Raw genomic sequence first — 25437 nt, forward strand, 5'->3', positions numbered from 1 at the left:
CGCCTCACTGCAGTCAGCTTAACCGGACAAGCCGGTCTGGCCAATAATCCCCAAGATCGTCATCCCCCAAGATTTCAATTCCTAGGACCGCTGCCTGAGACAGTCGGCATTTGATCTAGCAGGCAAAGAGGTCGTTGAAAAGTACGAACCCCATAAATCCCATCACAAGAAGGAATCCGATGCGGTAGAAAATTTCCTGCGCCGCCGGTGAAACCGGGCTGCCCTTGACCGCTTCGACCGCGTAGAAAACCAGATGCCCGCCATCCAGCGGCGGCAGGGGAAACAGGTTCAAAAGCCCGATCCCGATGGAGAGCATAGCCGTCAATTGTATCAACCAGTCAAAGCCGGCGCTCGCCGCCTTGCTCGCCATATTGGCGATCTTGACCGGCCCACCGAGCTGACACTTGTCCTCACGGCCAAAGGCGAAACGTGTGAAAAACTCACCTGTGCGGCTGATGATGAAGCCCGTTTCCATCACCGCCTGCCCGACTGATTCGAGCGGACCATATTCAATACGGCGGAAATTGCCGACCGCTTCCGTGGTCTCGACACCGATGGCGCCAAGCTTCACCTTGTTGCCGAGCGGATCGGTTCTCTCGACGGTTGCGGGCGTCGCCTTGAGATCAACCATCTTGCCGCCGCGCTCCACCGTGAAGTCGAGCGTATCGCCTGCACGGCCCGAAACGATGCGCTGTACATCGGCAAAAGTGGTGATCTTCTCGCCCTCAACGCTGATAAAGCGATCACCGGGTTCAAAACCGGCAGCCGCAGCCGGGCTGTTCGGCTGAACGCCCGCAATCAGGGGATCGGCGATCTGCCGCCCATAAAGCGCAAAGAAGACGCTGAAAATCACGATGGTCAGGATGATATTGAAAGCAGGACCGGCAAAAACCGTTGCCGCACGTTTCCAGACCGGCTGAGTGTGGAACGCGCGCTTGCGATCCTCCTCGCTCAGTGCATTGTTAGCCACACCGACGGGCGAACTGGTTTCGCTTTCATCGCCAATGAACTTCACATAGCCGCCAAGCGGGATTGCAGAGAGCTTCCAGCGGGTTCCACGACGGTCGGTGAAGCCGAGAAGTTCGGGGCCGAAGCCAATTGAAAATGCCTGCGCACCGATGCCGCACCATCGCGCCACCAGATAATGCCCCATCTCATGCACGAATACGACGATTGTGAGAACGAAAAGGAACGGTACGATTGTCCCGACAAGCAGGCTTTCACCGCCGAAGAAAAAGGCCAGAGCCTCCTGCAAATGACTACTCCTTACAAATCACCCAGTGATCGACAGCGGCCACAGCACGGCATCGACCCTCGTACTCTACGAATCGTCTGCCGCTTAGAAACTGAAAAAGATAGCAGATGGCACATCCGGCTCCGCAATCACGGCACCAAAGAGGTATAGAAGTGCAGCGGCGGCGACAAGCCCATCCACACGGTCCAGCACGCCACCATGCCCCGGCAGAAGACGGCCAGAATCCTTGGCGCCGAACTGGCGCTTCACCCAGGATTCCGCCAGATCGCCGATCTGCGAAACGATAGAGAGCAGAAGCGCCAGCAACGGCACGATCAGGCTACCCGGTGTCGCCACCAGCGAAGCGACCAGAATGCCGCCAGCGACCGCCGCCGCAGCACCGCCAATAGCGCCAGACCATGTCTTGTTGGGCGAAAAACGCGGCGCAAGCTTTGGCCCGCCCAAAGCGCGACCATTGAAATAGGCTGCGATGTCAGTGGACCAGACGACGGCGAACAGAAAAACGATGGCCGTAAAGCCGAAGGGCTCGTCACCGCGCAGGAGCGAAAGCGATATCGCCGAGAACCCGGCATAGAAAAGTCCGGCGGCAGGCCAGCCACGCCCGGTTTTCCACTGCGTGGCGAGAAGAATCAGCGTTCCCAGCAAAAGCGTGCCGATGGTCAGCAACGCGCTGCGGTCCAGAATAAGAAGGATGGCTGTCAGGACCAGCCAGAGCCAGCCGAAAACCCGCGAAAACGATGTTTGACGTGGAGCGCTCAGCGCCGTCCATTCGTAGAACATCGCCAGACCGATAGCGATAGCGAAAAGCGTGAAACCCAACCCGCCTACCCAGGTCAGCCACAAGGCCAATGCGCCGAGCACGATGGCGGTGAGAATACGGGTTTGCAGATTGGACATTGACACCTTTCGGCTTGCACTACGTCAGAGCATGCGATGCGATGGAACAGAGCAATGACGAAGCACGGCTGCGAAACGATCTGTCATGCCGCACCTATTGCCCCATTGCCCGGCTGCCCTCTTCGCATTCGACGAGGCCGTCTTCAAGACTGCTCCGCGCCTCCACACCACCAAAGCGGCGCTCACGCTGACGGAACACTTCATAGGCAGCATCGAGATCGGCCGGACGGAAATCCGGCCAGTGACCGGGCAGAAACAGAAATTCCGCATAAGCGGCCTGCCAAAGCAGAAAATTCGACAGACGCATCTCGCCACTGGTGCGGATGATGAGGTCCGGGTCGGGCATGGAAGCGGTATCGAGATTTGCCGAGAGCAGCTCGGCGGAAATTGACGACGGGTCGAGACGACCGGCAGCGACGTCGCGCGCCAGGCTCTTGACTGCACGGACGATCTCGTCGCGAGACCCGTAATTGAAGGCAATCACCAGATTGAGACCGGTATTGCGGCGGGTCAGCGCTTCTGCTTCGGTGAGCAGCCCACGAATATCGTCGGTCAGCCCTTCGCGCTCGCCGATGATGCTGACCTTCACATTGTTACGATGAAGATCGGCAAGATCGCGACGGATAAACAGTTTGAGCAGACCGAGCAGGTCATTGACCTCACCGCTCGGTCGCGACCAGTTTTCGGAAGAAAACGCAAAAAGCGTGAGAAAGCCAAGACCGCGATCACCCGCCGCCCGCACCGTTTCGCGCAGCGCTTCCACGCCAGCACGATGCCCGGCGCTACGCGGCAAGCCGCGCGCCTTCGCCCAACGGCCATTGCCATCCATAATAATGGCGATGTGGCGCGGATCGGACATTCCTGGCTCTCCTTTTACGAACGTCATACAGGTCCTAGACCTGCATGATTTCGCCTTCCTTGACAGCAACGACCTTGTCCATCTCGGCGATGGTGTCGTCGGTCAGCTTCTGCACCTTTTCGGACAGAACGCGGCTGTCATCCTGACTGATGTCGCCGTCCTTCTCCAGCTTTTTCAGCGTATCCATACCGTCGCGACGCACATGGCGAGCGGCAATACGGCCCTGCTCCGCATATTGATGCGCAATCTTGACCAGTTCCTTGCGGCGCTGTTCGTTCAGTTCCGGCAGCGGAATACGCAGTGTCATGCCGTCGGTGATCGGGTTGAGGCCCAGACCGGAATCACGGATAGCGCGCTCGACGGCGCCAACCATGCTCTTGTCCCAAACGGAAACCGAAAGCATGCGCGATTCCGGAACCGTGATATTGGCAACCTGATTGATCGGCATCGTCGCGCCATAGGCTTCGATGGTGATTGGCTCAAGCAGGCTGGCGGAAGCGCGACCGGTACGAAGACCGTTCAGATCGTGCTTCAAAGAATTGACTGCGCCTTCCATGCGGCGTTTCAGGTCGTTGATGTCAAAAGCATCACTCATGCATATTCTCCTTCGATACGCAGCAAGGCATGTGAACGATCAGTGTCGATCAATTATCGGAAACGATCGTGCAACGTCCCTTGCCTTGCAGAATTTCGGCCAAGCCGCCGTTTTCATGGATGGAATAGACTATTATCGGAATGTTGTTCTCACGCGCAAGGGCAACAGCTGCCGTATCCATGACAGCCAGTCCGCGATCGAGAACTTCCTTGTGGGTGAGCGTGTCGAACCGGGTCGCGGTCGGGTCTTTCTTGGGATCAGCCGAATAGATGCCGTCCACCTGCGTGCCCTTCAAAAGCGCATCCGCGCCGATTTCTGCGGCGCGCAACGCTGCCGCTGAATCGGTCGTGAAGAACGGATTGCCCGTACCGCCTGCAAAAATCACCACTTTGCCCTCGTCCATATAGGCCGTCGCCTGACGCTGCGAGAAACTCTCGCAGATTTCCGGCATTGCTATGGCGGAGAGAACAACGGCGTCCACGCCGATCTTGTGCAGCGAGGTGCGCAGCGCCAGCGAATTGATCACCGTCGCCAGCATACCCATATGGTCACCCGTCACGCGGTCGCCGCCCTTGGACGCCACCGCGACACCACGGAAAATATTGCCGCCGCCGATCACCACGCCGACTTCGACGCCGAGCAGCCGGGCCTGTTTGATATCGTTGGCGATACGATCTGCAACGGAGACATCGATGCCGAAACCCTGACTGCCCATCAATGCCTCGCCCGAGGCTTTCAAAAGGACGCGTTTATAGGCGGGCTTGCCGGACATGGAATGCTCTCCACTGATCGTAATAAAGTGATTGTGTTGCGTTCCGATACACGAAGGGCACCGCGTTGTCACGCGATGCCCTTCATAATCAAAAGCCTTTTCAGGCTAAAGCATGTTCTGAAAGCGCAAATACGCTTTCAGAGGAAGACCAGAGCCGATTAACCCTTGGCTGCAGCAGCGACTTCAGCAGCGAAATCGCTTTCTTCCTTTTCGATGCCTTCACCAAGTGCGATACGGGCAAAGCCGGTGATCTTAGCCGGAGCGCCGATGGCCTTTTCAGCTTCCTTGAGGGCAGCTGCAACCGTCAGGTCAGGATTGATGACGAAAGCCTGCGAAAGAAGAACAACTTCTTCGTAGAACTTGCGCATACGGCCTTCGATCATCTTTTCGATGATGTTGTCCGGCTTGCCGGATTCGCGAGCCTGCTCAATGAAGATCGCCTTTTCGCGCTCGGCAGCAGCCGGGTCGAGTTCTTCAGCGGTCAGAGCGAGCGGGTTGATAGCGGCAACGTGCATGGCGACCTGACGGCCGAATGCGTTTGCAGCTTCTGCGTCACCTGCGGTTTCGATAGCAACCAGAACGCCGAGCTTGCCGAGACCGTCAGCAACGCCGTTGTGGATGTAGGTTGCAACTGCACCCTGCGGAACGGACAGAGCAGCCGAACGACGGAAACCAATGTTTTCGCCAATGGTTGCAACTGCGTCCTTCGCAGTTTCGGTAACGGTCTTGCCGTCGATGTTGGCGTTGGCCACAGCTTCAGCCGAACCGTCGGTGGTCAGGGCAGTCTGAGCGATCTTGCGGACCAGATCCTGGAAAGCGTCGTTGCGGGCAACGAAGTCGGTTTCGGAGTTGACTTCAACGACAACAGCCTTGTTGCCGGAAGATGCAACGCCAACCAGACCTTCAGCAGCCGTGCGGCCAGCCTTCTTGTCAGCCTTTGCAATGCCCTTGGCGCGCAGCCAATCGACAGCAGCTTCGATGTCGCCGTTGGTTTCTGCAAGAGCAGCCTTGCAGTCCATCATGCCAGCGCCGGTCAGTTCGCGGAGTTCTTTAACCTGAGATGCGGAAATGCTCATTGTGTCGCCTTTCACGAAAGCGAAGGCACACCGAATGGGTGTGCCAACTTTGAACCGGCGCCATTTTGACGAAGCGTGAATTTGCCCGAAAACCGTCAAACGTGCTTCGGAATCACGCGTCCGCGCCGGAATGAAACGAGATTATCCATCCGCCTCTATCAGAGATATGACGGATGGATGAAATCAAACGCTGATTAAGCGCCTTCAGCCGGAGCTTCGAGAGCTGGCTCAACCGGAGCTTCAGCCTGCGCACCGATGTCGATGCCCATTGCGCCCTGCTGGCGAGCAATACCGTCGAGAGCAGCGCGTGCAACCAGATCGCAATAGAGCGAGATAGCGCGTGCAGCGTCGTCGTTGCCCGGGATCGGGTAGTCGATCTGGTCCGGATCGCAGTTCGAATCGATCACGGCAACAACCGGAATGCCAAGACGCTTGGCTTCCTGGATAGCAATTGCTTCCTTGTTGGTGTCGATGATGAAGATCAGGTCAGGAACCGAACCCATGTCCTTGATGCCACCGAGTGCGCGGTCAAGCTTTTCACGCTCACGCTGAAGGTTCAGAAGTTCCTTCTTGGTGAAGCCTTGGCCTTCGCCAGCCAGAAGTTCGTCGAGCTTGCGCAGACGCTGGATCGAGTTGGAGATCGTCTTCCAGTTGGTCATCATGCCGCCGAGCCAGCGGGCGTTGACGTAGTACTGAGCCGAACGGTTTGCTGCATCGGCAATGATGTCCGAAGCCTGACGCTTCGTGCCGACGAACAGGACGCGACCGCCGCGAGCAACGGTGTCCGAAACGATCTTCAGCGCGTTGTGCAGCAGAGGAACGGTCTGGGACAGGTCCATGATGTGGATGTTGTTACGAGCGCCATAGATGAAAGGCGCCATCTTCGGGTTCCAGCGGTGGGTCTGGTGGCCGAAGTGAACACCAGCTTCCAGAAGCTGGCGCATGCTGAAATCAGGCAATGCCATCTTTATTTTCCTTTTCCGGTTTAACCTCCACGGGCTGAGGCGATTGCTCGCCACCGGAGGTTCTTGCCGGATTTCTCCCGGCAAAAGCCCAATCCCGTGTGTGGAATAGGCGCGCTGTTAACCGATCGCGCCATGAATTGCAAGTCATCCAGCCAATATAACGCCAAACGGCGTATCTGGGCATCCTCAATTGCAGGATTTGGCCTTTTCCTTGGCCGCATCGAATACGTCCAGCTTCACGAGCTTGCCACGCATGGCGAAGTCACCATAGTCCATGGTGAGATCGCGCGTGATACCATTGCGGTAAAGTTTGAAGTTGATGCGATAGATCGGCAGCCCGTCCTGCTTTTCCTTGTCATCGAAATAAGCAATCGTCACCGGCCAGACCGGGTCTTTGGAAAAAGGGCCCATGAACTTGGTTTCATCATCCGACGGGGTCTGCCCCTTGCCGACAACGACTGTGGTGGCGACCACGCGGTCGGCGTCTTCCGACGCATCGAACAGCGACGTCTGATAGAACTTCTGACCCGCTTCAGCCTTGCCGATCAGCTCTTCCATATGCTGGGTCGGAAATTGCGTCCCGCGCAGATCAATCTTGTTTTCCTTCGGCTTCGACAGTTCCACCACCGTCTTGCCACCTTCAAGTTTGGCATCGCCGCGCACTTCCTTGACAAGTTCCTTGTCGACAAAGGTCTTGTTGACGAAGCGGAAGCTCTTGCCGTCGCTGCCTTCGAAGGTCGTCGTCTGCTGATCGGTGACGCGCTGCGGCTGCTCTTCCATGTCGATGCGGGTCACGAAACGGAAGTTCGTCGTATAGCCTTCGCAGGCAGATCCGTTGAACTCATAGACCATGCGCCCAGTCAGACCGCTGATGCCTGACTTTTCATCGGCGCGGTCCAGCGTCAAATCGTAAACGGCGCGATGCGGCACCAGCGTTACCGTCGAAGCCGCTTGGGCCACGCTCGCAAGTCCTGCCCACACACAGGCGGCGGTTCCACTTGCAGCAACAACCACTTTAAAACCCGGCTTCAAAAAACGCATACATGAATCTCCCGATGAGTTGACAAGCATGATAAAAAAACTCGTGGCGGAAGCGAGGCAAAAAACGCACCCTTCCCAAAAAGCTTCACCGATTCTGCCTATAGGGTGACGGAGAAGTCCCTTTGCAAGCAAGGATTAATGCAATGACCGACACGATCGAAAGCCGCTTGAAAAACCTGGGTATATCCCTGCCCGTAGCCGCGGCACCGGCTGCAAACTATGTCCCCTTTGCTGAAACAGGCTCGCTTTTGCTCACTTCGGGCCAGCTGCCGCTGGAAAATGGCAAACTTGTGCACACTGGCCAGGTTGGCGACAAATTGACGGTTGCCCATGGCCAGGTTGCGGCGCGCGCCTGCGCCGTGAACATTCTGGCACAGGCCAAGGCTGCGCTCGGCGATCTTGAAAAAATCAAGCGCATCGTGAAGATCACCGTTTTTGTGTCCTCGACCGCTGATTTCGTTGAACAGCATCTCGTTGCCAATGGCGCGTCCGATCTGCTCGTCGCCGTTTTGGGCGATGCTGGCAAACATGCGCGTTCCGCCGTCGGCGTCGCCAGCCTGCCGCTCAACGCGCCGGTTGAAGTCGAAGCGATTATCGAGGTTGCATAATGTCCTCCATCGACTGGCTCGCAAAGCGCCCGGTGGCGCATCGCGGATTGCACGATCTGAACAAAACCCGCTGGGAAAACACGCTCGCTGCGTTTGAGGCAGCCGCCAAGGCGGGCTTTGCTATCGAGTGCGACGTGCATCTGACGAAAGACGGCGGCGTGGTCGTTTTCCATGATGACGACCTGCAACGTCTTGCCGGTCGCGAGGGTCGCATCAGCGACCTCACGCTCTCCGAAGCAACCGCGCTTAACGTCGGCGGCACTGCCGAGCGCGTCCCGACGCTTCGCCAGATGCTTGATCTGGTCGATGGACGAGTTCCGCTGGTGATCGAACTCAAGGGCATCGAAGGTCGCGATGACGGGCTGGTCGCAGCCGTTGCCCGCGAGCTTGGCGAATATAAGGGCGAAGCGGCCATCATGTCGTTCGATCATCACCTGATCCGCCGCTTTGCAAGCGACGCGCCTGGCATTCCGGGCGGGCTGACGGCGGAAGGCACCCGCACGCAGGATTTCGAAGCGCATTTCTCCATGCTCGCGCATGGCATTTCCTTCGTATCCTATAATGTGCATCATCTGCCGAACCCGTTCGTCACCTTCGTGCGGGAAAAGCTGCATATGCCGGTCATCAGCTGGACAGTGCGCGACCGGGAAATGCAGAAGCACAGCGAACTCAATGTCGAACAGATCACGTTCGAAGGGTTCGACCCTCGCTCACTGGTCGCCTGAGAGCAAAGGATTTGCGGTGAACGACGAAGATCCGCACAGTGAAGAAAGATTCGTTCTTCGCATCGTTGAAAATATCAGCGAGTTTACGGAAGACGAATGGGGCAGTCTTGCCGGGGCCTCCCGGCAGGACGCGAACTATAATCCTTTCACGACCCGCGCTTTCCTGTCCGCGCTGGAGGAATCGGGTTCCGTTTCCCGAAAAGCAGGTTGGCTGCCGCGCCATCTGCGTCTTGAAAACAATCGTGGCGAATTGCTCGGCGTTGTACCGAACTATCTGAAAGGACACAGCCAGGGCGAATATGTGTTCGACCACGGTTGGGCCGATGCTTTCGAGCGGGCTGGCGGGCGTTACTACCCGAAATTTCAGGCGGCTATTCCCTTCACGCCCGCAACCGGGCCGCGCCTTCTCAACCATATTGCCTATGATGGCGAAGCCGTGCGGCTGGCACTGGCAGGCGGTTTGCGCGAGCTAACCGATCAGGCAGGCGTATCCTCGGCGCATGTGACATTTGCCCTGCCCGACGAAATAAATGCGCTGGAACGCGCGGGCTTTCTGCACCGGACGGACCAGCAGTTTCATTTTATAAACAACGGCTTTTCCAATTATGATGACTTTCTGAGTGAACTTGTTTCGCGCAAACGCAAGGCGCTCAAAAAGGAACGCCGCGAAGCGCTGTCCGATGGCATTGAAATCGTCTGGCTGACCGGCAGCGACCTGACGGAAGCGGTCTGGGACGATTTCTTTGCTTTCTATATGGATACGGGCAGCCGCAAATGGGGCCGCCCTTATCTCAACCGCAAGTTCTATTCGCTGATCGGCCAGACCATGGCCGAGGATATTCTGCTGGTCATGGCAAAACGCGCCGGACGCTATATTGCCGGTGCCATCAATTTCATCGGTGGGGACAGGCTGTTCGGCAGACACTGGGGTTGCATCGAGGACCACCCCTATCTGCATTTCGAGGTCTGCTACCATCAGGCCATCGACTTCGCCATCGAGCGCAAGCTGCGCGTGGTGGAGGCAGGCGCGCAGGGCGAACATAAGCTTGCACGCGGTTATGTGCCAGTAACGACCCATTCCGCGCATTACATCGTCAATGAAAGTTTCCGAAATGCGGTGAGCGACTATCTCGTTCAGGAACGGCGCGAGGTCGAGCAAATTCATGAGGCACTGGAGGAACACACACCCTACCGCCACGAAGCTGCCCCCACGAAGCTTGCCTAACGCCTCTCTATGCGGTCAAATTTGGCAAAGTCCAGCATTGGAGAGAATCGCATGTCTGCCACCTATGACGACAACAACATCTTCGCGAAAATCCTGCGGGGTGAAATTCCGTCCACCCGCGTCTACGAAACCGACGATGTCGTCGCTTTCATGGATGTCATGCCGCAGGGCACCGGCCACACGCTGGTTGTGCCGAAGGCGCCGTCGCGCAATCTGCTCGACGCCAAGCCGGAAAAGCTGGCCGTCGTCATCGCCGCCGTGCAGAAAATCGCGCAGGCCGTGAAGAAGGCTTTCAATGCCGATGGCGTCACCGTCATGCAGTTCAACGAACCGGCTTCCGGCCAGACCGTCTATCATCTGCATTTCCACGTCATTCCGCGTTTTGAAGGCGTCGCTCTCAAGCCGCATACTGGCCAGATGGAAGACGCAGCCGTTCTTTCAGCAAATGCTGAAAAAATCCGCGCAGCGCTCTGATAAGACTCACTCTTAGAGCGTCAACAGACCGGCAATCAGCAGGATTTCCGCAACCGCGATACCGACAAGCAAACGCTTGCCAGCCATCAGATAGGCGGCAAATCCTGCACCGGCGGCTCCGACCCGAAGCCATATCGGCGAATCGGCAAGTGCGCCGTTCGGATAAAGAATAAGCTGTGCAATCACGCCCGCGACCAGCGCGGTTGCCACACAGCGCACCAGCACAAGAAACTCGGAATCCTCGCGGACTCGCCCGCCGACGATTACGCCCATGACGCGAAAAATATAGGTCGGCAGCGATCCCGCCAGAATGATGAAGACGAACGGCCACCACTGGCTGTCAAAACTGTCCCAGTTCATAGCGCCTTCTCCTTCGTCATGCTGCGCTTTCTGTGGAATCCAAAGGCGATCAGGCCACCCACAATGCCCGTGCAGAGCAGGTCATATCCCGGCATGAACTGGTGAAAGAGCGGAAACAACAGCAAGCCGGACGCCATCGCGACCTGCCCTGCCAGTTCGCGCGCCGACCGCCAGAGCGAGGTCAGAAAATACATTGGCGTCAGCAGGAAAAGGGCTGCAAACACAACCGGCGGGAACGAAGACGACAGCATATAGACAGTCGCCACCACCAGCGCATTGGTTCCAACCAGAACCGAGCCGATCCCGGCAAAATAGCTGGTGCGCATGTCACGCGGAATATTGCGCAACTCCTCCATCGCCATGACCCAGGCCGTCACCGCCACGAAATGGCAGAGCACCGCTAGCGTCAGCTTACGCGTTTTTGGCCCTTTGAGTTCCGGCAGAAGCGCCACTACCATCGGCATGAGGCGCACCGAGGACAGTCCGACAGCGAGCGCAGCGGCAGGCAGTGTTGCGCCTGCACTGACGGCACCGATCAGCACGACCTTGGCGGGCAGTGCCCAGATGGTCAGCGTCATGAACACCGCCTGCCCGACCGAAATGCCGCTTTCAATCGCAAGCCCGGCAAAGCCGACAAACGAACTCATCAGCAAGATGGCCGGAATGCTGAAAATGCGGCTGCAACCACGCAGAAACCAGCGAAAATGCTGGCCGCTATGCGCTGGCGCAATGTCCTGATGTGGAGGCTTATCTGGAAGATGAGTCGCTGGCATGAAGCCACGTTAGAATAGAATTGACCGAGGATCGATAAGTTTAAACTTCAAACGAAAACGGCCCCTCCGAAGAGGGGCCGTCTGTTCATGCATTTATTTCTTGCGCGGCACTTTCGGCACCGACGATTTGGCGCTTGAAGCTTTCGGCGCCGCTTTTGCAGCTGGCTTCGGAGCTGGTTCGTCCTTACCGGCCAGAACCTTTTCCTTTTCAGCCTTCTTCGGCGCGGCCTTCCGGCGCGGAGAAATCTTCTTCTCGGCCGGAATATCCTTCTTCGGCTTCACCGGCTGCTCGGCGACGGATTCCAGCGACAGATCGGTCTTGCCGTCTGCCTTGGTGATCACATCGACGCGTACCGTACCGCCATGCTTGAGCTTTCCGAACAGCACTTCATCGGCCAGCGGCTTCTTGATGTGTTCCTGAATGACACGTCCGAGCGGACGCGCGCCCATGCGCTCATCATAGCCCTTGTCGGCCAGCCATGCGATTGCGCCTTCGGTCAGTTCGAAGGTAACGCCGCGTTCGGCAAGCTGGGCTTCGAGTTGAAGAACGAACTTCTGCACAACCTGATGAATAACCGGAACCGGCAGAGGACCGAACGGAATGATCGCATCGAGACGGTTGCGGAACTCCGGCGTGAATAGCCGGTTGATCGCTTCCATATCGTCGCCTTCACGCCGCGTGGAACCGAAGCCGATTGCCGCTCTGGCCATATCCGACGCACCGGCATTGGTGGTCATGATCAGGATCACATTGCGGAAATCGATCTTCTTGCCGTTATGGTCGGTCAGCGAGCCATGATCCATGACCTGCAACAGAATGTTGTAAAGGTCCGGATGGGCTTTCTCGATTTCGTCGAGCAGCAGCACGCAATGCGGATGCTGGTCCACGCCATCGGTCAAAAGACCGCCCTGATCGAAGCCGACATAGCCGGGAGGCGCGCCGATAAGCCGCGAAACCGTATGGCGCTCCATATATTCCGACATGTCGAAACGCAGGAGTTCCACACCAAGCGAGGCGGCAAGCTGCTTGGCAACTTCCGTCTTGCCGACGCCGGTTGGGCCGGAGAACAGATAGGAGCCGATTGGCTTGTCCGGTTCACGCAGACCCGCACGGGCCAGCTTGATCGAGGCCGACAGCGCTTCGATAGCCAGATCCTGGCCATAGACGACACGCTTCAGTTCCGCATCGAGATGCGACAGGACGAGTTCATCATCCTTCGAGACGGACTTCGGCGGGATACGGGCCATCGTCGCGATGGTCGCTTCGATTTCCTTCACGCCGATGGTCTTCTTGCGCTTGTTTTCCGGCAGCAGCATCTGGCTGGCGCCGGTTTCGTCGATCACGTCGATCGCCTTATCGGGCAGCTTTCGGTCGGAAATATAGCGCGCGGATAGCTCCACCGCCGACTTGATGGCGTCGACCGTGTATTTGACCTTGTGGAAATCCTCGAAGTAAGGCTTCAGCCCCTTCATGATTTCAATCGCATCCGGGATCGACGGCTCATTGACGTCGATCTTCTGGAAACGACGCACAAGCGCGCGGTCCTTCTCGAAGAACTGGCGATATTCCTTATAGGTCGTCGATCCGATGCAACGGATTGCGCCGGACGACAGTGCTGGCTTGAGCAGGTTCGATGCATCCATCGCACCGCCCGAAGTCGCACCGGCACCGATGACCGTGTGGATTTCGTCGATGAACAGAACCGCACCCGGAAACTCTTCGAGTTCCTTCACGACCTGCTTCAGACGCTCTTCAAAGTCACCGCGATAGCGCGTTCCCGCCAGAAGTGTGCCCATGTCGAGCGAGAAGATCGTCGCGTCGGCAAGCGCTTCAGGAACCTGTCCTTCCACAATGCGTTTCGCGAGACCCTCGGCAATGGCCGTCTTGCCGACGCCGGGATCACCCACATAAAGCGGGTTGTTCTTGGAGCGGCGGCACAGAACCTGAATCGTCCGGCTGATTTCGCTGTCGCGACCAATCAGTGGATCGATACGACCGGCTTTGGCTTTGTCATTGAGGTTGACGCAGTAAGCAGACAGGGCGTCCTGCTTCTTCTTCGGTCCCTCTTCCTGCTCCCCACCGGGGCGCTGCTCCTCGCTCGGGCTTTCGGCACCGCGCGGCGAACGGGTTTCGCCGCTTTGAGGACGCTTGGAAATGCCGTGTGAAATATAGTTCACGGCATCGTAACGGGTCATCTGCTGCTCCTGAAGGAAATAGGCAGCATGGCTTTCCCGTTCCGCAAAGATGGCGACGAGCACATTGGCACCCGTAACTTCCTCGCGATTCGAAGATTGAACGTGAATGACGGCGCGCTGGATCACACGTTGGAAAGCGGCCGTCGGTTTGGAATCCTCGTCATAGCCGGTGACGAGATTGTCCAGTTCGCGGTCGATATAATCGGTAACGACGCGCTTGAGGTGCTCCAGATCGACGTTGCAGGCGCGCATCACTGCGCCGGCATCCTGATCGTCGATCAGGGCAAGCAAAAGATGTTCGAGCGTAGCATATTCGTGATGCCGCTCGTTTGCGATGGTCAGGGCTTGATGCAGTGCCCTTTCAAGGCTGGGAGAGAACGATGGCATAAGACCTCACTTTTTCTCCATCACGCATTGCAGCGGATGCTGATTCTGGCGGGCAAAATCCATGACCTGGCTCACTTTGGTCTCGGCGACTTCGTATGTAAATACTCCGCATTCACCGACACCGTGATTGTGAACATGCAGCATGATGCGCGTGGCATCATCAAGGCTTTTTTGGAAAAAACGCTGCAGGACATGTACGACGAACTCCATGGGGGTGTAGTCGTCGTTTAGTAGCAGGACACGGTAGAGGCTGGGCTTCTTGGTTTTGGGCTGCGTGCGCGTGACCACAACGGTGCCGTTTTCCGGCCCGTTCCCGCCATCGGTCTTGCTTTGCATGACTGTATTGAAATGCCTCATGAAACCTGTACCCAAATGCCCATCTGCCGACCCCGCCCTGCCTCAATATGTAGGTCTTTTCGTTCTGATTTTAAGCCCTTCAGTGGCACTTGCAACCGAGACTTATTACCAGCGAGCCCCTTGACACAACTAATATAGGTCAAGCCCCCGTTTGCTAAAGCTTTCTGCCAAAAGTGGCGTTTGTTTTTTGACGGAACGGGCATCGCGCAGCTGCGAAAAAACTTCATAAATGCGTGATCAAAGCTGCGACCAAGGCCGAGTGACCGCAAAAATTTTCAGAAAATTATGAACGACGCGCTTACCATAAACGGATTGGTAACGCTGATGACATTAGGGTGGTGGAATTAGATTGCTGTGTGCCTTTTGCGCCGCAGCTTAAAAATTCCGGAATACAGGTAGGGTCATCATCGTGCGTATGGCATTCAGTAAAGTCGCATATGCCCTGAAAAAAGCGGCGCAAGCTACACTTCTTCTCGCGACCGTTACAGGCTGTTCGACAGCATCCACCACGATACCGGCGATTGCCGCCAGCGACAGATATGCTGCGATCGTGGTCGATGCGAATACGGGCAAGACGCTTTTTGCTTCAAACGCCGACGCGCAGCGCTATCCCGCTTCGCTGACCAAGATGATGACGCTCTATATGCTCTTCGAAGCCATGCAGGCCGGACGGATCAGCAGGGATACGCCCATCCCCGTGTCAGCCTATGCCCGTTCGCGTCCACCGACAAAGATCGGCTTCCGCCCGGGCCAGACCATCCGCGCCGAAGATGCGGCGCTCGCCATGATCACCAAGTCCGCCAATGACGTTGCGGCGGCGGTCGGCGAATATATCGGCGGTTCGGAAGAGCGCTTTGCCCAGATGATGACCGCCAAGGCGCGCCGTCTCGGCATGCGCAACACCACGTTCCGCAACGCATCAGGCCTGCCGAACATGGCGCAGCATTCCACCGCGCGCGACATGGCTATCCTCGGCATGGCGCTTCGTCAGCATTTCCCGCGTGAATTCTCCTATTTCTCGCGCCGCAGCTTTGTTTATCGTGGTCAGACCATCAACGGTCACAACCGCCTGCTGGGCCGCATCGAAGGCGTCGACGGCATCAAGACCGGCTATACCAATGCTTCCGGCTACAACCTCGTTTCGTCGGTCAATCTCGATGGCCGCCGCATCGTTGCCGTGGTCATGGGCGGCAATACAGGCGCAAGCCGCGACGCCCATATGGCGCAGCTGATCAACAAATATCTCCCGCAGGCCAAGCGCGGTCGCAGTACCGACGCTCTCATTGCCGCAACCAATGACGTTCCGCAGACTGTCGCCGCCGTCGATCTGCCGAAGGCGAGACAAGCGCCTGTGCCGGTTGCCCGTGTCGAATCGGTCAACGAAGTCATCAACAACGAATCCGGTGAAGGTGACGCGGAACAGCCGCAGGTGCTTGCACTGGCCGCTCCAACAGCCCGTCCGGCTGCGCTCGCAGCACAGGCCGCCATTCGCCCGACACCGAAGGCCAAAATCCCATCCGGCACCCTGCAGGCTCAGGCCCAAGCGCAGGCACAGGAGGTAGACCCGGTCACCACCGCATCGGCCCCGTCTGCTGGCGGCTGGGCGATCCAGATCGGTTCTCTGCCGAGCGAAGGTCAGGCCCGCGACATGCTTGCCAAGGCGTCCTCGTCTGTCGGTGGCGCGCTGCGCAGCGCATCGCCCTACACGGAAACCTTCAACAAGGGTAACGCCACATTCTACCGCGCCCGCTTCGTCGGCTTCACCTCGAAGCAGGCTGCATGGGATGCTTGTGCTTCTCTCAAGAAGAAGAGCTTCGGCTGCTATGCCGTCGCCAACTGATCAATCGCGAGGGGATTTTTTCTCCTCGCAACAGCTTCAAACCCGAATTTTGTAAAGCGTAGAGGGTTTCGAGATGTCCAATATGAAAGACACATTCGTACCGCCGCTGAAGACCACCATTTGGTCTCATGAAGAAAACCGTGTGCCTTCGCTGGGCGGTCTGTTCTCGGTACAGACGCTCAAGCAGGCTGCATTGCGGATTGCCGATGTGCGTCGCGGCACGGGGTTTCAAACCCGTGATCTCGTCGGCCTGCTGGTCAGCCATGCCGCTCGTAACAAACGCATCGCCCAGCCACGTGCCCGGATGCGCATGACGCTGCCAGTCAATTCCAACACGATCACCGTTCGTGTGACGATTGAAAACTGAGCGGCAATTAGCTGAATAAAATAAAGGCCCGCCGATTTTTGGTGGGCCTTTTTGATTCCGGGAAAATTGCTCAGAGCAGGCCGAGTGCTGCCAACTCCTGACGCAGTTCCGCAGGGAGCGCTGCCCTGCCCGACTTTCCAGCCGCTTCATCACGCGGCACTTCGTTCTCGCTCAGATAACGCCATCCCTGAAAAGCGCGGCGCGGCTGCCATTCCGTCGGAACGATCTTCGGTTCCAGCACGAAATGGCAACGGCTGATGCCGACTTCATCCGTAAAGGGCCGCACATCAAGCAAACGCTGGCGGCACTGGATATTGCCCTTGATGACCCAGTAGAGCGAACCGCCCTCCAGAAGCTCGTCGATGCGTTTCGGCACCATCCGCGTCGTGTGGGTTTGTTCGGGCACAAGCCCCGCGCCCCGCTGTTCAGCGAGGCGGAAATCGATCCAGGCTGCGAGATCTTCGATACTATCGCAACCGACACAAAGCTTGACGAGATTGAGAGCCATGGAAGCGGTTTAACCAAGGGATGCGACCGCTTCAAGCAAGAAGAATCGCGTTCTCCTAAAGTTGAGAACTCAGCAGGCTACGACATTCACCGCAAGACCGCCCTGACTGGTTTCCTTGTAGCGTTCGCTCATATCGTGGCCAGTCTGACGCATGGTTTCGATACAGGCATCGAGCGGCACGAAATGTTTGCCATCGCCCTTCACGGCCAGCGATGCAGCTGTCACCGCCTTCACCGCACCCAGCGCATTGCGTTCGATGCAAGGCACCTGAACCAATCCGGCAACAGGGTCGCACGTCATGCCCAAATGATGCTCGAGCGCGATTTCAGCGGCATTTTCGATCTGCTCCGGCGAACCGCCGAGAACAGCGGCAAGCCCCGCTGCCGCCATTGCCGAAGCGGAACCCACCTCGCCCTGACAGCCAACCTCTGCGCCGGAAATCGACGCATTGTGCTTGATGACGCCACCAATGGCTGCCGACGTCAGCAGAAAATCGCGAATGCCCTTCTGGTCGGCATCATCGTGGAAATGCAGATAATAGCGTAGCACCGCAGGCACCACGCCCGCGGCGCCATTGGTCGGCGCGGTAACCACCCTGCCGCCCGAAGCGTTTTCCTCGTTGACCGCCATGGCATAGACCGACAGCCAGTCATTGGCGAGCAACGGATTGCTGCGATTGTTGCGCCAGTCATCCTGAAGCTTGTCGTGAATGTGCCGTGCCCGACGACGAACGCCCAGCCCGCCGGGCATGATGCCCTCGCGGCTCAATCCGCGTTCGATGCAGCCGCGCATGGCGCCCCAGACGCGATCCAGCCCCGCGTCGAGTTCCTCACGCGACATATGCACTTCTTCATTGGCGCGCTTCATTTCGGCAATCGACAGCCCGCTATCATGGGCCATGACCAGCATTTCAGCGGCATTGCGGAAAGGATAAGGCACGTCGGCCTTGTCATCCGGCTTCGCACCGCTGCGCTGGACGCGGCTCAATTCTTCCTCTGTGACGACGAAACCGCCGCCAATGGAAAAATAAGCACGACGCAACAAAAGATTGTCGTCGTGATCGTAAGCGGAAAACGCCATACCGTTGGCATGGCCGGGGAGCGGCGTCTTGCGGTCGAGAACAAGATCGACCGCCGGATCAAACTGATAGGCGGGATGGCCTCCCGGCTGCACTTTCTTGGCCGCCAGAACCTTTTCTACTTCCGAATCCATGATATCGGGATCGATCGTGTCGGGCAGAAAACCGCAAAGGCCGAGAATGACGGCGCGGTCCGTCGCATGACCGACGCCGGTATAAGCCAGCGAGCCATGCAGGCTCGCCTTCAGGCGAACGATTTTGGAATGCGCAGGCCGTGGCCAGTTGCCGCTGATGATCTCATTGAGAAACATCCGCGCAGCCGTCATGGGACCCATCGTATGGGAGCTGGAGGGCCCAATACCAATCTTGAAGAGATCGAAAACCGACAGAAACATTCCACACCTTCTGCAGCTTCGACTAAACGGAGCTGACCAAGCTTTGACCTAACGCCCGTCCTATCCAGACGGTTGTATACGCGAGCGAATACAACACGCGTTGCGGTACATTCATATCAGATAGTGTAAGAAAGGAATAACGCAAACGGATTGCCGAAATGCGGCATCAATTTTCCGGAATGCGTAGCTCTGTTTCTGCGCTGCTGCCGGATCGTTCAGACCCCAGCGCCTGATCGATCAAACAGAGAAGAGGTAGGCCATGAGAATAATAGCGGCGAGCCCAATGACTGCCCAGAGCGTAACGCCCCAGCAGGATTTTTGAACTGTTTCGTCCATGGAACTTTTCATAACCCTATTGTGTATCGGTCTGACAAACAGTGGTTTTGATCACGTCACTGTTACCGCTCATATAGCCCCGTGAAGTGCGAAATGCAACGGTGAAAAGCGGCTGAAATGCGGCAACCTGTCAAAACTGCAAGCACCGCACTTTAAAAATCCATTCCGTATCAAAAGCTTACAAAATTTTTTCATTAACAAAAGCTTTACAGTGGCGGCGAAAATGCGGCATCAGGGTTGTGGGAGGAACATATCTGTCTTGCCGGTAATCCGGTAAGCCGCAAGTCCCACCCACTCGCGCATGGCGACGCTGAAGCGCGAAAGGGCATCGTTGGGCGACTCCAGATAGATGGAGAATTCTTCGTTCAATCGCGTCTTGTAATCGACTGGCCAGGCGATCACGTCGAAACCCGCCTTGCGAAAACAGCCGACCGCGCGTGGCATGTGATAGGCGGAGGTCACCAACAGCCACTTTTCTCCCGCTTTGGGCTGAGCCAGTTCCTTCGAGAAAACCGCATTCTCAACCGTATTGCGCGACTTGTTCTCGTAGATATAGCGGTCTCCGGAAAAGCCGAGATCGTCCAGAAGCGCGCGCGTTGTGTCGGCTTCGCTGGTGGATTGCTCGAAAAAAGCACCCTCGCCGCCGGAAACGATAATCTTCGCATTGGGATAAAGCCGCGCAAGCCGCATCGTCTCGACAATGCGGTCAGCCGCGCTGTTCAATTCAAAACCGGGCCGTCCCGCATTGATGTCGCCATTCATGTAACCGCCCAGAACGACAATGCCGTCGACCTTATCCGGCAAAGCAGCTCTCGGAAAGCGGTCTTCCAGTGGGGCCAGAAACAGAGCGCCGAGCGTTGTGAAAGCGCTGACGAAAACGATAAGCGCGGCCAGTCCCAATACCGACAGGCCTGTTTTGCGAAAACCGGCCCATATGGCCACAATTCCGAGCAAAACGAACAGGAAAATGATCGTAAGCGGCTGAAAGAACAGCCAGAAAAGCTTTGAAAAACTGTAGAACACTCTGAAACCCCTAGCGAACCGATCCACACGGGGCCGAATCCCACGCATCTCGATACTATAGCCTTGGATCAGCCTGTGTTAGAGATTTGCGGGGAATCGAAACCGGAAAGCATCATGCAGAACACCGCTGAAACGGAACTGTCACCCGCTGCCTCGCGTCCTCGTCTCGGACGCATCGATATTGCGCGCGGAATCGCGCTAATCGCCATGGCGATCTATCATTTTGGCTGGGATCTGGAGTTTTTCGGCTATATGGCCCCGGCAACGACGGCACAAGGCGGCTGGAAACTGTTCGCGCGCTGCATTGCTTCCAGCTTCCTGTTTCTCGTTGGGTTCAGCCTGGTTCTAGCCCATGGTCGCGGCATACGCTGGCGTTCAATGGGCATACGTCTTGTCCAGATCGTCGTTGCGGCTGCGGCCATCACCGGCGTCACCTATTTGATGTCACCGGAAAGCTTCATCTTTTTCGGCATCCTGCATCAAATTGCGCTCGCAAGCGTTCTGGGCCTGCTTTTCTTGCGACTGCCATGGATCGTGACCCTTTGCGCGGCCATCCTGGTCATTGCTGCGCCCCATTTTGCCAGAGCCGATATTTTCAACCATCCGGCACTGGCTTTCCTCGGTCTTTCGACCGTCACAATACGGTCCAACGACTTTGTGCCGCTATTTCCATGGTTTGGCGCTGTTCTGTTGGGAATTGCCGCGTCGCGCATCGCCGAGCGCTACAATTTGCTCCCGCTGCTTTCCGGAGGCATCAAGCCCCGCTTTCTGCAAAAGCCGCTCACTTTTATCGGCAGGCACAGCCTTGCCTTCTACCTCATTCACCAGCCGGTACTTATTTCTCTGGTGTATGTCTTCGCGCAAATCGCGCCGCCTGCGCGACCAGCGCCAAGAGAAGCCTTCACGCAGTCCTGCGTGGCCGCCTGTTCGCAAACCGGCAGCGAAGCGCTTTGCAAGGCGTTCTGCGGCTGTGTCGTGACCGAGCTCGACAAGGCGCAACTGTTCGATGACGTCTTTACCGGCAAGGCTGATCAACAGAACAACAGTACGGTGCGGGAAATCGCGAATATGTGTTCGCCTGTTCCCGATACACAACCGGAATAGATGGCGTCAGGTGCTGACGCCAAGCTCCGCCAACCGCTCAATGCAAGCTTCTTCGATCTGATCCAGTTCGCCGACGGTTTCATCGATATCGCGGCGCTTCTGGCGCAGATCGTCACGTTTTTCTTCGACGCGCTTCATCAAAAGCTTGAGCTGACCGGTCTCGCCGGGCGGCTCGCGATACATCTGGATGATCTCGTGAATCTCGGCGATGGAAAAGCCCAGTCGCTTGCCGCGCAGAATCTGCTTGAGAAGGTGGCGGTCCGACGGGCGGAACAAGCGGGTCCGGCCACGCCGCACAGGCGCGATCAGTCCTTCATCCTCGTAAAAACGCAAGGTACGGGTTGATATCCCGAATTCCCGCGTCAGTTCCGTAATCGTATAATATTCGCGCACCACGGCATTGCACCTCACCTTGAGTGATTGAATGTTGTGCAACCGCATTTACGTAAAAGTCAATATCAATCCGTCACATCCTAAAATATTGACACTCTTTTAGGAGCCGCAAACTTGGGCTTATAACAGTCGAAGAACACGAAAAATGTACGATACGTTATGGGAAAAGCGCATTAAAACAGCGATATAGAGTTATTAGCGGCTGCGCTCTCTTGCCATGATATTGCCGATCGTGCGTTATAGCCCATCCTGAAACCAGCATGATGGCAATTTATGCGGCGCTCGATAAAATACACATTGGCAGGCCTTATCGTCATCGCAATCGGCGGTGCGCTTCCATTTGCAATCGAGCCACTCGTGGTCAAGCTCGGCGAAGGATCGATTCGCCAGCTCGCGCGCGACGGCAAGTTCTGCAAAACGGACACCTGCGAGGACGGCGTTGAATATGTGACTGCTTTTCTGGAAACCAATTACGGCCTCTCGCCGCACGATGTTAAATGGTGTATGGGCGTCGATGTCATCTCGCATTACGAATTGCCGTTCGGCAATAATCTGAAAAAATCCGTCACAGACCGTATGTATGCGCGATGCGGAGATCCCCGGCAGGACGAAGCTGAGGGCGATCACAGCGAAGAATAGAGCCGAACAGAGGACATACTTCCATGAAGCGTTTTTTACGCATTTTTGCGTGGCTGGTCCTCGCCTCCATTCTCATCGTCACAGTCGGCCCGATCAGCCTGCGCCCGATCAGCGGCGAACCTGCGGATGTGGAGCGCTTCGGCGCGTTCTTTCTGGTGGGCACGCTGTTTGCCCTCGCTTATCCCCGCCACTGGCTATCTGTTTTGCTGCTGACAGTCGGCTGCGCGGGTGCATTCGAGTTGTTGCAGCGTCTTGCGCCCGGACGTCACGGGGAAATGGCGGATTTTCTTTTCAAGGCCGTGGGTGCTGTCTGTGGAACGACCGCGGGCTATCTTTTGAGCAGACTGCCCATCTTTCGGCAGTCCTAAATCAAATCAGGCCACCGACATCAGGCTCAGCCTGTCGCGGGCGGTCTGTCGCATGAATTCCTGATGGATTGAACGCAGCAACGCGAAGAGATCGTCGTTTGCAGCCAGTTGTCTGCTTTTGCCAGTGGTTTCAAGCATCAGAGCGGAGACTTCGACCGGGCCGAACTTGCTGCGTCCGTTGGCAACAGCGCGCCATGCCTCGATGGCCGCAATCAATGCGGCGTGGGTAGCATCACTCAATCCGGCGGATCGCAGCAAAGCGACCATTGCCGCCGGGCGTCCGTGCGAAATGATCGAGCAAATGCGTTCTTCATCGAGATCGGACAGCGACGCCATCAGGGCCGCGAACAGATCAATGCGACCGCCCGCGACAACACGGATGATGAAAGCGGTCGTCACCTCCCCGCGCAGTCGCAGATGTTCGACTACTGCGGGCAATTCCTGCTGCGTGCAAGCTTCGGCTATGTCGATGGACGCCCGCACGAACGCATCGCCGACGAGCTTCGCGGCGCGTCTCTCGCCAAGGAGACGATTGACCAGCGGCATTTGGCGCAGGGCGTCGCCGACCTTCACCACAAGCAAATGACGGCAATCGGCAGGCAGTTGCGGATGCGCCAACAGTGCCTCACGCACTTGTGGCTCATGTCCACAACGCTCTGCAATCCGGCGGAATGACAGCGGCGCAATCCGCGCGCAACTGTTGCGGAGAAGTTCGGCCACCGATTCGAATGAGCCGACTTCTGCAATGGCAGCGGCCAATGCGATGGAAACATGCGGACGGGCCGCGACCAGCAACTGGATCAACGGCGCGCCGAAGGAAACGCGGTCGATAAGGTCCGCCTCGCTCAACAGCGGCGAGCGCGCGATGATATAGCCAGCCACTTCCGGCTGATCGGCTGCAAGCGCCGTAACGATATGCAAGGGAGAATGCGCGCTGGTGGACAAAACATCGGCCATGGCAATGCGCACTTTGGGCGACGGATCGTCGAGCATCAGTGTCAGGCTTGCTTCAGCGAAGGCACGAGATTGCTGCGGCTCCTGCTGGTCAATGCAGCATTGCGCAAGCGCTGCGGCTTTGACGATACGGGCCGAAACCGGTTCGGTTCGGCTGATTGGCGCACCATTTTCGATATACATTCTGGCCCCGCTCCAGACAGTTCTTTGTATTCAAAATTGGTAAATTAAAATGGTTTATGATCCGTTTACCATAAGCTCCACCCGGCTCTGAAATCGAATGGAACCGAACGGCGTTCCGCACGTTTTCCTTGCATCAATCAACGGAGACGACAAATGGCCGAAGACAAGACCACCAACGATATCCAGCAGGCTTTGGAAAAGCAGATCGCCGATATGCGCGGTGAGCTGAAACGTCTTTCCCGCTCGCTTGCCTCCCAGTCTGGAGAATTCCGGGAGCGTGCGGAAGACGCAATGGATGACGTATCGGGTCGGCTGCGGCACACGGCACAGGCTGTGCGCGATCGCGGACAAGTGGTGGCGGAGACGATACGTGAAAATCCCGGAACGGCGACCACGCTGTTCGGGACCGCCGGCATTCTCGGCATTCTGATCGGCGTTGCCATCGGATGCGCGATTTCGGATCGCCGCTAGAGTACATCCTGAAACGTCTGGTACGGTTTTCGGGATTTGCTTTGTAGCAAGCCGATTGAAGCCGGTTTAAGGAAGGCCCGCGTCGCCCCCTCGCGCGGGCCTTCCTGTATCTATTTCCCTTTACGCCTGCTCAGCTGCCTGATAGTGCAGCTGCATCGGCAATTTTGCCACCGGTCGCAGCCTACCCGGTCAAAACAAGGACAAGAGCCAAGCAGCAATGCTTGTGCTGCGCGCATAAGCGCGAAACTGGCTGCGCCGTAACTTGACGAAAGGCGCTTAAATGTCAGAAAATACAATATATTCCGGCCTTACCCAACTGGGATCGACCACAGGTGTTCCCACCTCGCCGGAAGAAGCCGTTCTCGAAAAGGTCGCCAATCCGCAGCATGGCACGCGCTATTGCGTGCGCTTTACGGCACCGGAATTTACATCGCTCTGCCCCATGACCGGGCAGCCGGATTTCGCGCATCTGGTGATTGACTATGTTCCGGACCGCTGGCTGGTGGAAAGCAAATCGCTCAAGCTTTTCCTGTTTTCATTCCGCAATCACGGCGCTTTCCACGAAGATTGTACTGTGACTATCGGCAAGCGTCTGGTCGATCTGCTGCAACCGGAATGGCTGCGCATCGGCGGTTACTGGTATCCGCGTGGAGGCATCCCGATCGACGTTTTTTACCAGACCGGTGCAGCGCCGCAGGATGTCTGGATTCCTGAACAGGGCGTGCAGAATTATCGCGGAAGAGGATGATGGAGGCCTCGCCCTGGGTTTGAACCAAGGACAGGGGAGTTTGCAGGCTCCCTGCGTTGCATTCCGCCACGAGGCCATTGCCGATCGTTCCTAGATCGCAGAACTTGCTGACCGGTTAATGGCCTCAACTGAACCACAAGTATCGGGCAAGAATGTGAAACTTTGTGAACACACGGCAAATCCAGCACCTCTATTGTCCTGCCTTCACCCCGTCCCTATTATCTGTTCAACCGACAGCGCCTGTCCATTTTCGGGAAAAACATCATGAAACGACGCGGTATATTTGTCTCGCTCGCCCTGTTATCCGGCATCATCCTCACAGGCTGCGGTGGCGCGGGAAAGGCTGCCATGGATACAGGCAAGAGTTTTGACCGATTCGGCTGTATGTCCCGCAACTTCAAGGGAGAGCCGCCCTGCCCGCAGCCGGATCAGGCTCCACCCAAGACCCAATAGGTGTTGAGCCTG

The 25437-nt window shown here is 57.1% G+C and carries 29 protein-coding genes and 1 tRNA gene; 12 read left to right on the top strand and 18 right to left on the bottom strand.

Features of this window, described 5'->3' with window-relative positions; translation table 11 throughout:
- Positions 1-115 precede the first annotated feature (115 nt).
- The 8 genes from rseP to eipB form a co-directional block, all read right to left on the bottom strand.
- Entirely contained in the window at positions 116-1255 is a 1140-nt protein-coding gene (gene rseP, locus HWD97_RS17660; protein ID WP_109369167.1) for an RIP metalloprotease RseP, read from the bottom strand.
- Positions 1256-1339: 84 nt separating this feature from the next.
- On the bottom strand, positions 1340-2152 hold the full coding sequence (locus tag HWD97_RS17665; RefSeq protein WP_109369168.1) for a phosphatidate cytidylyltransferase: 813 nt from the start codon (positions 2150-2152) through the stop codon (positions 1340-1342).
- Positions 2153-2246: 94 nt separating this feature from the next.
- Positions 2247-3011, bottom strand: coding sequence for an isoprenyl transferase (locus tag HWD97_RS17670; RefSeq protein ID WP_109369169.1), 765 nt, complete (start codon positions 3009-3011; stop codon positions 2247-2249).
- Positions 3012-3045: 34 nt separating this feature from the next.
- Entirely contained in the window at positions 3046-3606 is a 561-nt protein-coding gene (gene frr / locus HWD97_RS17675; RefSeq protein WP_078340836.1) for a ribosome recycling factor, read from the bottom strand.
- A 49-nt stretch (positions 3607-3655) separates the two neighbouring features.
- A complete protein-coding gene (gene pyrH, locus HWD97_RS17680; RefSeq protein ID WP_109369170.1) occupies positions 3656-4378 on the bottom strand; it encodes a UMP kinase in 723 nt (240 codons plus the stop codon).
- Between the two features lie 158 nt (positions 4379-4536).
- A complete protein-coding gene (gene tsf / locus HWD97_RS17685) occupies positions 4537-5454 on the bottom strand; it encodes a translation elongation factor Ts (RefSeq protein WP_371835342.1) in 918 nt (305 codons plus the stop codon).
- Between the two features lie 194 nt (positions 5455-5648).
- The gene (rpsB, locus tag HWD97_RS17690; protein WP_109369172.1) at positions 5649-6419 is read right to left on the bottom strand and encodes a 30S ribosomal protein S2; all 771 of its coding nucleotides are present in this window, start codon (positions 6417-6419) and stop codon (positions 5649-5651) included.
- Between the two features lie 186 nt (positions 6420-6605).
- Positions 6606-7460 (bottom strand): cell envelope integrity protein EipB, encoded by an 855-nt coding sequence (gene eipB / locus HWD97_RS17695; protein WP_109369173.1) that lies wholly within the window; start codon positions 7458-7460, stop codon positions 6606-6608.
- A gap of 143 nt (positions 7461-7603) precedes the next feature.
- On the opposite strand from eipB, the gene HWD97_RS17700 reads away from it, so the two are divergent.
- The 4 genes from HWD97_RS17700 to HWD97_RS17715 are packed head-to-tail and all read left to right on the top strand — an operon-like array spanning position 7604 to position 10492.
- Positions 7604-8068 carry a RidA family protein gene (locus HWD97_RS17700; protein ID WP_109369174.1) on the top strand — a complete coding sequence of 155 codons (465 nt, stop codon included), beginning with the start codon at positions 7604-7606 and terminating at the stop codon, positions 8066-8068.
- Positions 8068-8793, top strand: a complete 726-nt coding sequence (locus tag HWD97_RS17705; protein ID WP_109369175.1) for a glycerophosphodiester phosphodiesterase — start codon at positions 8068-8070, stop codon at positions 8791-8793. Before HWD97_RS17700 ends, HWD97_RS17705 begins: the two co-directional genes overlap by 1 nt.
- 16 nt (positions 8794-8809) lie before the next feature.
- Entirely contained in the window at positions 8810-10018 is a 1209-nt protein-coding gene (locus HWD97_RS17710) for a GNAT family N-acetyltransferase (RefSeq protein ID WP_109369176.1), read from the top strand.
- 51 nt (positions 10019-10069) lie between these two features.
- A complete protein-coding gene (locus tag HWD97_RS17715; protein ID WP_109369177.1) occupies positions 10070-10492 on the top strand; it encodes an HIT family protein in 423 nt (140 codons plus the stop codon).
- 12 nt (positions 10493-10504) lie between these two features.
- Here HWD97_RS17715 and HWD97_RS17720 read toward each other — a convergent pair whose 3' ends face one another.
- From HWD97_RS17720 to clpS, 4 genes are all read right to left on the bottom strand, one after another.
- Complete coding sequence (locus tag HWD97_RS17720; RefSeq protein WP_109369178.1) at positions 10505-10852, bottom strand: AzlD domain-containing protein; 348 nt, start codon at positions 10850-10852, stop codon at positions 10505-10507.
- A complete protein-coding gene (locus HWD97_RS17725; RefSeq protein WP_371835345.1) occupies positions 10849-11499 on the bottom strand; it encodes an AzlC family ABC transporter permease in 651 nt (216 codons plus the stop codon). Before HWD97_RS17725 ends, HWD97_RS17720 begins: the two co-directional genes overlap by 4 nt.
- Positions 11500-11718: 219 nt before the next feature.
- Positions 11719-14208: an ATP-dependent Clp protease ATP-binding subunit ClpA gene (gene clpA / locus HWD97_RS17730; protein ID WP_124916003.1), complete on the bottom strand. Its 2490-nt coding sequence runs from the start codon at positions 14206-14208 to the stop codon at positions 11719-11721.
- 6 nt (positions 14209-14214) lie between these two features.
- Positions 14215-14565: an ATP-dependent Clp protease adapter ClpS gene (clpS, locus tag HWD97_RS17735; RefSeq protein ID WP_109369180.1), complete on the bottom strand. Its 351-nt coding sequence runs from the start codon at positions 14563-14565 to the stop codon at positions 14215-14217.
- A gap of 409 nt (positions 14566-14974) precedes the next feature.
- On the opposite strand from clpS, the gene HWD97_RS17740 reads away from it, so the two are divergent.
- Together HWD97_RS17740 and HWD97_RS17745 are read left to right on the top strand one after the other, a co-directional pair.
- Positions 14975-16405: a D-alanyl-D-alanine carboxypeptidase gene (locus HWD97_RS17740; RefSeq protein ID WP_109369181.1), complete on the top strand. Its 1431-nt coding sequence runs from the start codon at positions 14975-14977 to the stop codon at positions 16403-16405.
- A gap of 73 nt (positions 16406-16478) precedes the next feature.
- Complete coding sequence (locus HWD97_RS17745) at positions 16479-16772, top strand: hypothetical protein (protein WP_109369182.1); 294 nt, start codon at positions 16479-16481, stop codon at positions 16770-16772.
- A gap of 70 nt (positions 16773-16842) precedes the next feature.
- Here HWD97_RS17745 and HWD97_RS17750 read toward each other — a convergent pair whose 3' ends face one another.
- The 3 genes from HWD97_RS17750 to HWD97_RS17760 form a co-directional block, all read right to left on the bottom strand.
- A complete protein-coding gene (locus tag HWD97_RS17750; RefSeq protein ID WP_109369183.1) occupies positions 16843-17280 on the bottom strand; it encodes a DUF1489 family protein in 438 nt (145 codons plus the stop codon).
- Positions 17281-17349: 69 nt separating this feature from the next.
- A complete protein-coding gene (locus HWD97_RS17755; protein WP_109369184.1) occupies positions 17350-18753 on the bottom strand; it encodes an L-serine ammonia-lyase in 1404 nt (467 codons plus the stop codon).
- 567 nt (positions 18754-19320) lie between these two features.
- Positions 19321-20112: a YdcF family protein gene (locus HWD97_RS17760; protein WP_109369185.1), complete on the bottom strand. Its 792-nt coding sequence runs from the start codon at positions 20110-20112 to the stop codon at positions 19321-19323.
- Between the two features lie 114 nt (positions 20113-20226).
- Between HWD97_RS17760 and HWD97_RS17765 the strand changes: the two genes are divergently transcribed.
- Positions 20227-21216 (top strand): heparan-alpha-glucosaminide N-acetyltransferase, encoded by a 990-nt coding sequence (locus tag HWD97_RS17765; protein WP_109369186.1) that lies wholly within the window; start codon positions 20227-20229, stop codon positions 21214-21216.
- Positions 21217-21222: 6 nt separating this feature from the next.
- Here HWD97_RS17765 and HWD97_RS17770 read toward each other — a convergent pair whose 3' ends face one another.
- Positions 21223-21609: a MerR family DNA-binding transcriptional regulator gene (locus tag HWD97_RS17770; RefSeq protein ID WP_078340841.1), complete on the bottom strand. Its 387-nt coding sequence runs from the start codon at positions 21607-21609 to the stop codon at positions 21223-21225.
- Between the two features lie 273 nt (positions 21610-21882).
- Here HWD97_RS17770 and HWD97_RS17775 point away from each other — a divergent pair, with 273 nt between their 5' ends.
- Together HWD97_RS17775 and HWD97_RS17780 are read left to right on the top strand one after the other, a co-directional pair.
- Positions 21883-22248, top strand: coding sequence for a hypothetical protein (locus HWD97_RS17775; RefSeq protein WP_109369187.1), 366 nt, complete (start codon positions 21883-21885; stop codon positions 22246-22248).
- Positions 22249-22271: 23 nt separating this feature from the next.
- Positions 22272-22616: a VanZ family protein gene (locus HWD97_RS17780; protein WP_121536260.1), complete on the top strand. Its 345-nt coding sequence runs from the start codon at positions 22272-22274 to the stop codon at positions 22614-22616.
- A 6-nt stretch (positions 22617-22622) separates the two neighbouring features.
- Here the strand turns inward: HWD97_RS17780 and HWD97_RS17785 are convergent, their stop codons facing one another.
- Positions 22623-23753, bottom strand: a complete 1131-nt coding sequence (locus HWD97_RS17785; RefSeq protein ID WP_109369189.1) for a DUF2336 domain-containing protein — start codon at positions 23751-23753, stop codon at positions 22623-22625.
- Positions 23754-23906: 153 nt separating this feature from the next.
- Between HWD97_RS17785 and HWD97_RS17790 the strand changes: the two genes are divergently transcribed.
- Both HWD97_RS17790 and queF read left to right on the top strand, forming a co-directional pair.
- The gene (locus tag HWD97_RS17790) at positions 23907-24224 is read left to right on the top strand and encodes a YqjD family protein (RefSeq protein ID WP_109369190.1); all 318 of its coding nucleotides are present in this window, start codon (positions 23907-23909) and stop codon (positions 24222-24224) included.
- A gap of 280 nt (positions 24225-24504) precedes the next feature.
- Positions 24505-24972, top strand: a complete 468-nt coding sequence (gene queF, locus HWD97_RS17795) for a preQ(1) synthase (RefSeq protein WP_109369191.1) — start codon at positions 24505-24507, stop codon at positions 24970-24972.
- Here the strand turns inward: queF and HWD97_RS17800 are convergent.
- Positions 24973-25048: transfer RNA gene (locus HWD97_RS17800), tRNA-Cys, on the bottom strand.
- Between the two features lie 188 nt (positions 25049-25236).
- Here HWD97_RS17800 and HWD97_RS17805 point away from each other — a divergent pair.
- Positions 25237-25425, top strand: a complete 189-nt coding sequence (locus HWD97_RS17805; protein ID WP_109369192.1) for a hypothetical protein — start codon at positions 25237-25239, stop codon at positions 25423-25425.
- Positions 25426-25437: the final 12 nt, after the last annotated feature.

It is taken from the genome of Ochrobactrum sp. C6C9, assembly GCF_022627935.1.
Taxonomy (GTDB): Bacteria; Pseudomonadota; Alphaproteobacteria; order Rhizobiales; family Rhizobiaceae; genus Brucella; species Brucella teleogrylli.

Coding starts and splice junctions, on each gene's coding strand:
- clpS (WP_109369180.1), bottom strand. CDS start 14,565: ATGAGGCATTTCAATACAGTCATGCAAAGCAAGACCGATGGCGGGAAC.
- HWD97_RS17665 (WP_109369168.1), bottom strand. CDS start 2,152: ATGTCCAATCTGCAAACCCGTATTCTCACCGCCATCGTGCTCGGCGCA.
- eipB (WP_109369173.1), bottom strand. CDS start 7,460: ATGCGTTTTTTGAAGCCGGGTTTTAAAGTGGTTGTTGCTGCAAGTGGA.
- HWD97_RS17725 (WP_371835345.1), bottom strand. CDS start 11,499: ATGAGTTCGTTTGTCGGCTTTGCCGGGCTTGCGATTGAAAGCGGCATT.
- HWD97_RS17720 (WP_109369178.1), bottom strand. CDS start 10,852: ATGAACTGGGACAGTTTTGACAGCCAGTGGTGGCCGTTCGTCTTCATC.
- clpA (WP_124916003.1), bottom strand. CDS start 14,208: ATGCCATCGTTCTCTCCCAGCCTTGAAAGGGCACTGCATCAAGCCCTG.
- HWD97_RS17745 (WP_109369182.1), top strand. CDS start 16,479: ATGTCCAATATGAAAGACACATTCGTACCGCCGCTGAAGACCACCATT.
- queF (WP_109369191.1), top strand. CDS start 24,505: ATGTCAGAAAATACAATATATTCCGGCCTTACCCAACTGGGATCGACC.
- HWD97_RS17670 (WP_109369169.1), bottom strand. CDS start 3,011: ATGTCCGATCCGCGCCACATCGCCATTATTATGGATGGCAATGGCCGT.
- HWD97_RS17765 (WP_109369186.1), top strand. CDS start 20,227: ATGCAGAACACCGCTGAAACGGAACTGTCACCCGCTGCCTCGCGTCCT.
- pyrH (WP_109369170.1), bottom strand. CDS start 4,378: ATGTCCGGCAAGCCCGCCTATAAACGCGTCCTTTTGAAAGCCTCGGGC.
- HWD97_RS17780 (WP_121536260.1), top strand. CDS start 22,272: ATGAAGCGTTTTTTACGCATTTTTGCGTGGCTGGTCCTCGCCTCCATT.
- HWD97_RS17715 (WP_109369177.1), top strand. CDS start 10,070: ATGTCTGCCACCTATGACGACAACAACATCTTCGCGAAAATCCTGCGG.
- tsf (WP_371835342.1), bottom strand. CDS start 5,454: ATGAGCATTTCCGCATCTCAGGTTAAAGAACTCCGCGAACTGACCGGC.
- HWD97_RS17790 (WP_109369190.1), top strand. CDS start 23,907: ATGGCCGAAGACAAGACCACCAACGATATCCAGCAGGCTTTGGAAAAG.
- rpsB (WP_109369172.1), bottom strand. CDS start 6,419: ATGGCATTGCCTGATTTCAGCATGCGCCAGCTTCTGGAAGCTGGTGTT.
- HWD97_RS17755 (WP_109369184.1), bottom strand. CDS start 18,753: ATGTTTCTGTCGGTTTTCGATCTCTTCAAGATTGGTATTGGGCCCTCC.
- HWD97_RS17805 (WP_109369192.1), top strand. CDS start 25,237: ATGAAACGACGCGGTATATTTGTCTCGCTCGCCCTGTTATCCGGCATC.
- frr (WP_078340836.1), bottom strand. CDS start 3,606: ATGAGTGATGCTTTTGACATCAACGACCTGAAACGCCGCATGGAAGGC.
- HWD97_RS17705 (WP_109369175.1), top strand. CDS start 8,068: ATGTCCTCCATCGACTGGCTCGCAAAGCGCCCGGTGGCGCATCGCGGA.
- HWD97_RS17700 (WP_109369174.1), top strand. CDS start 7,604: ATGACCGACACGATCGAAAGCCGCTTGAAAAACCTGGGTATATCCCTG.
- HWD97_RS17785 (WP_109369189.1), bottom strand. CDS start 23,753: ATGTATATCGAAAATGGTGCGCCAATCAGCCGAACCGAACCGGTTTCG.
- HWD97_RS17775 (WP_109369187.1), top strand. CDS start 21,883: ATGCGGCGCTCGATAAAATACACATTGGCAGGCCTTATCGTCATCGCA.
- HWD97_RS17750 (WP_109369183.1), bottom strand. CDS start 17,280: ATGGCTCTCAATCTCGTCAAGCTTTGTGTCGGTTGCGATAGTATCGAA.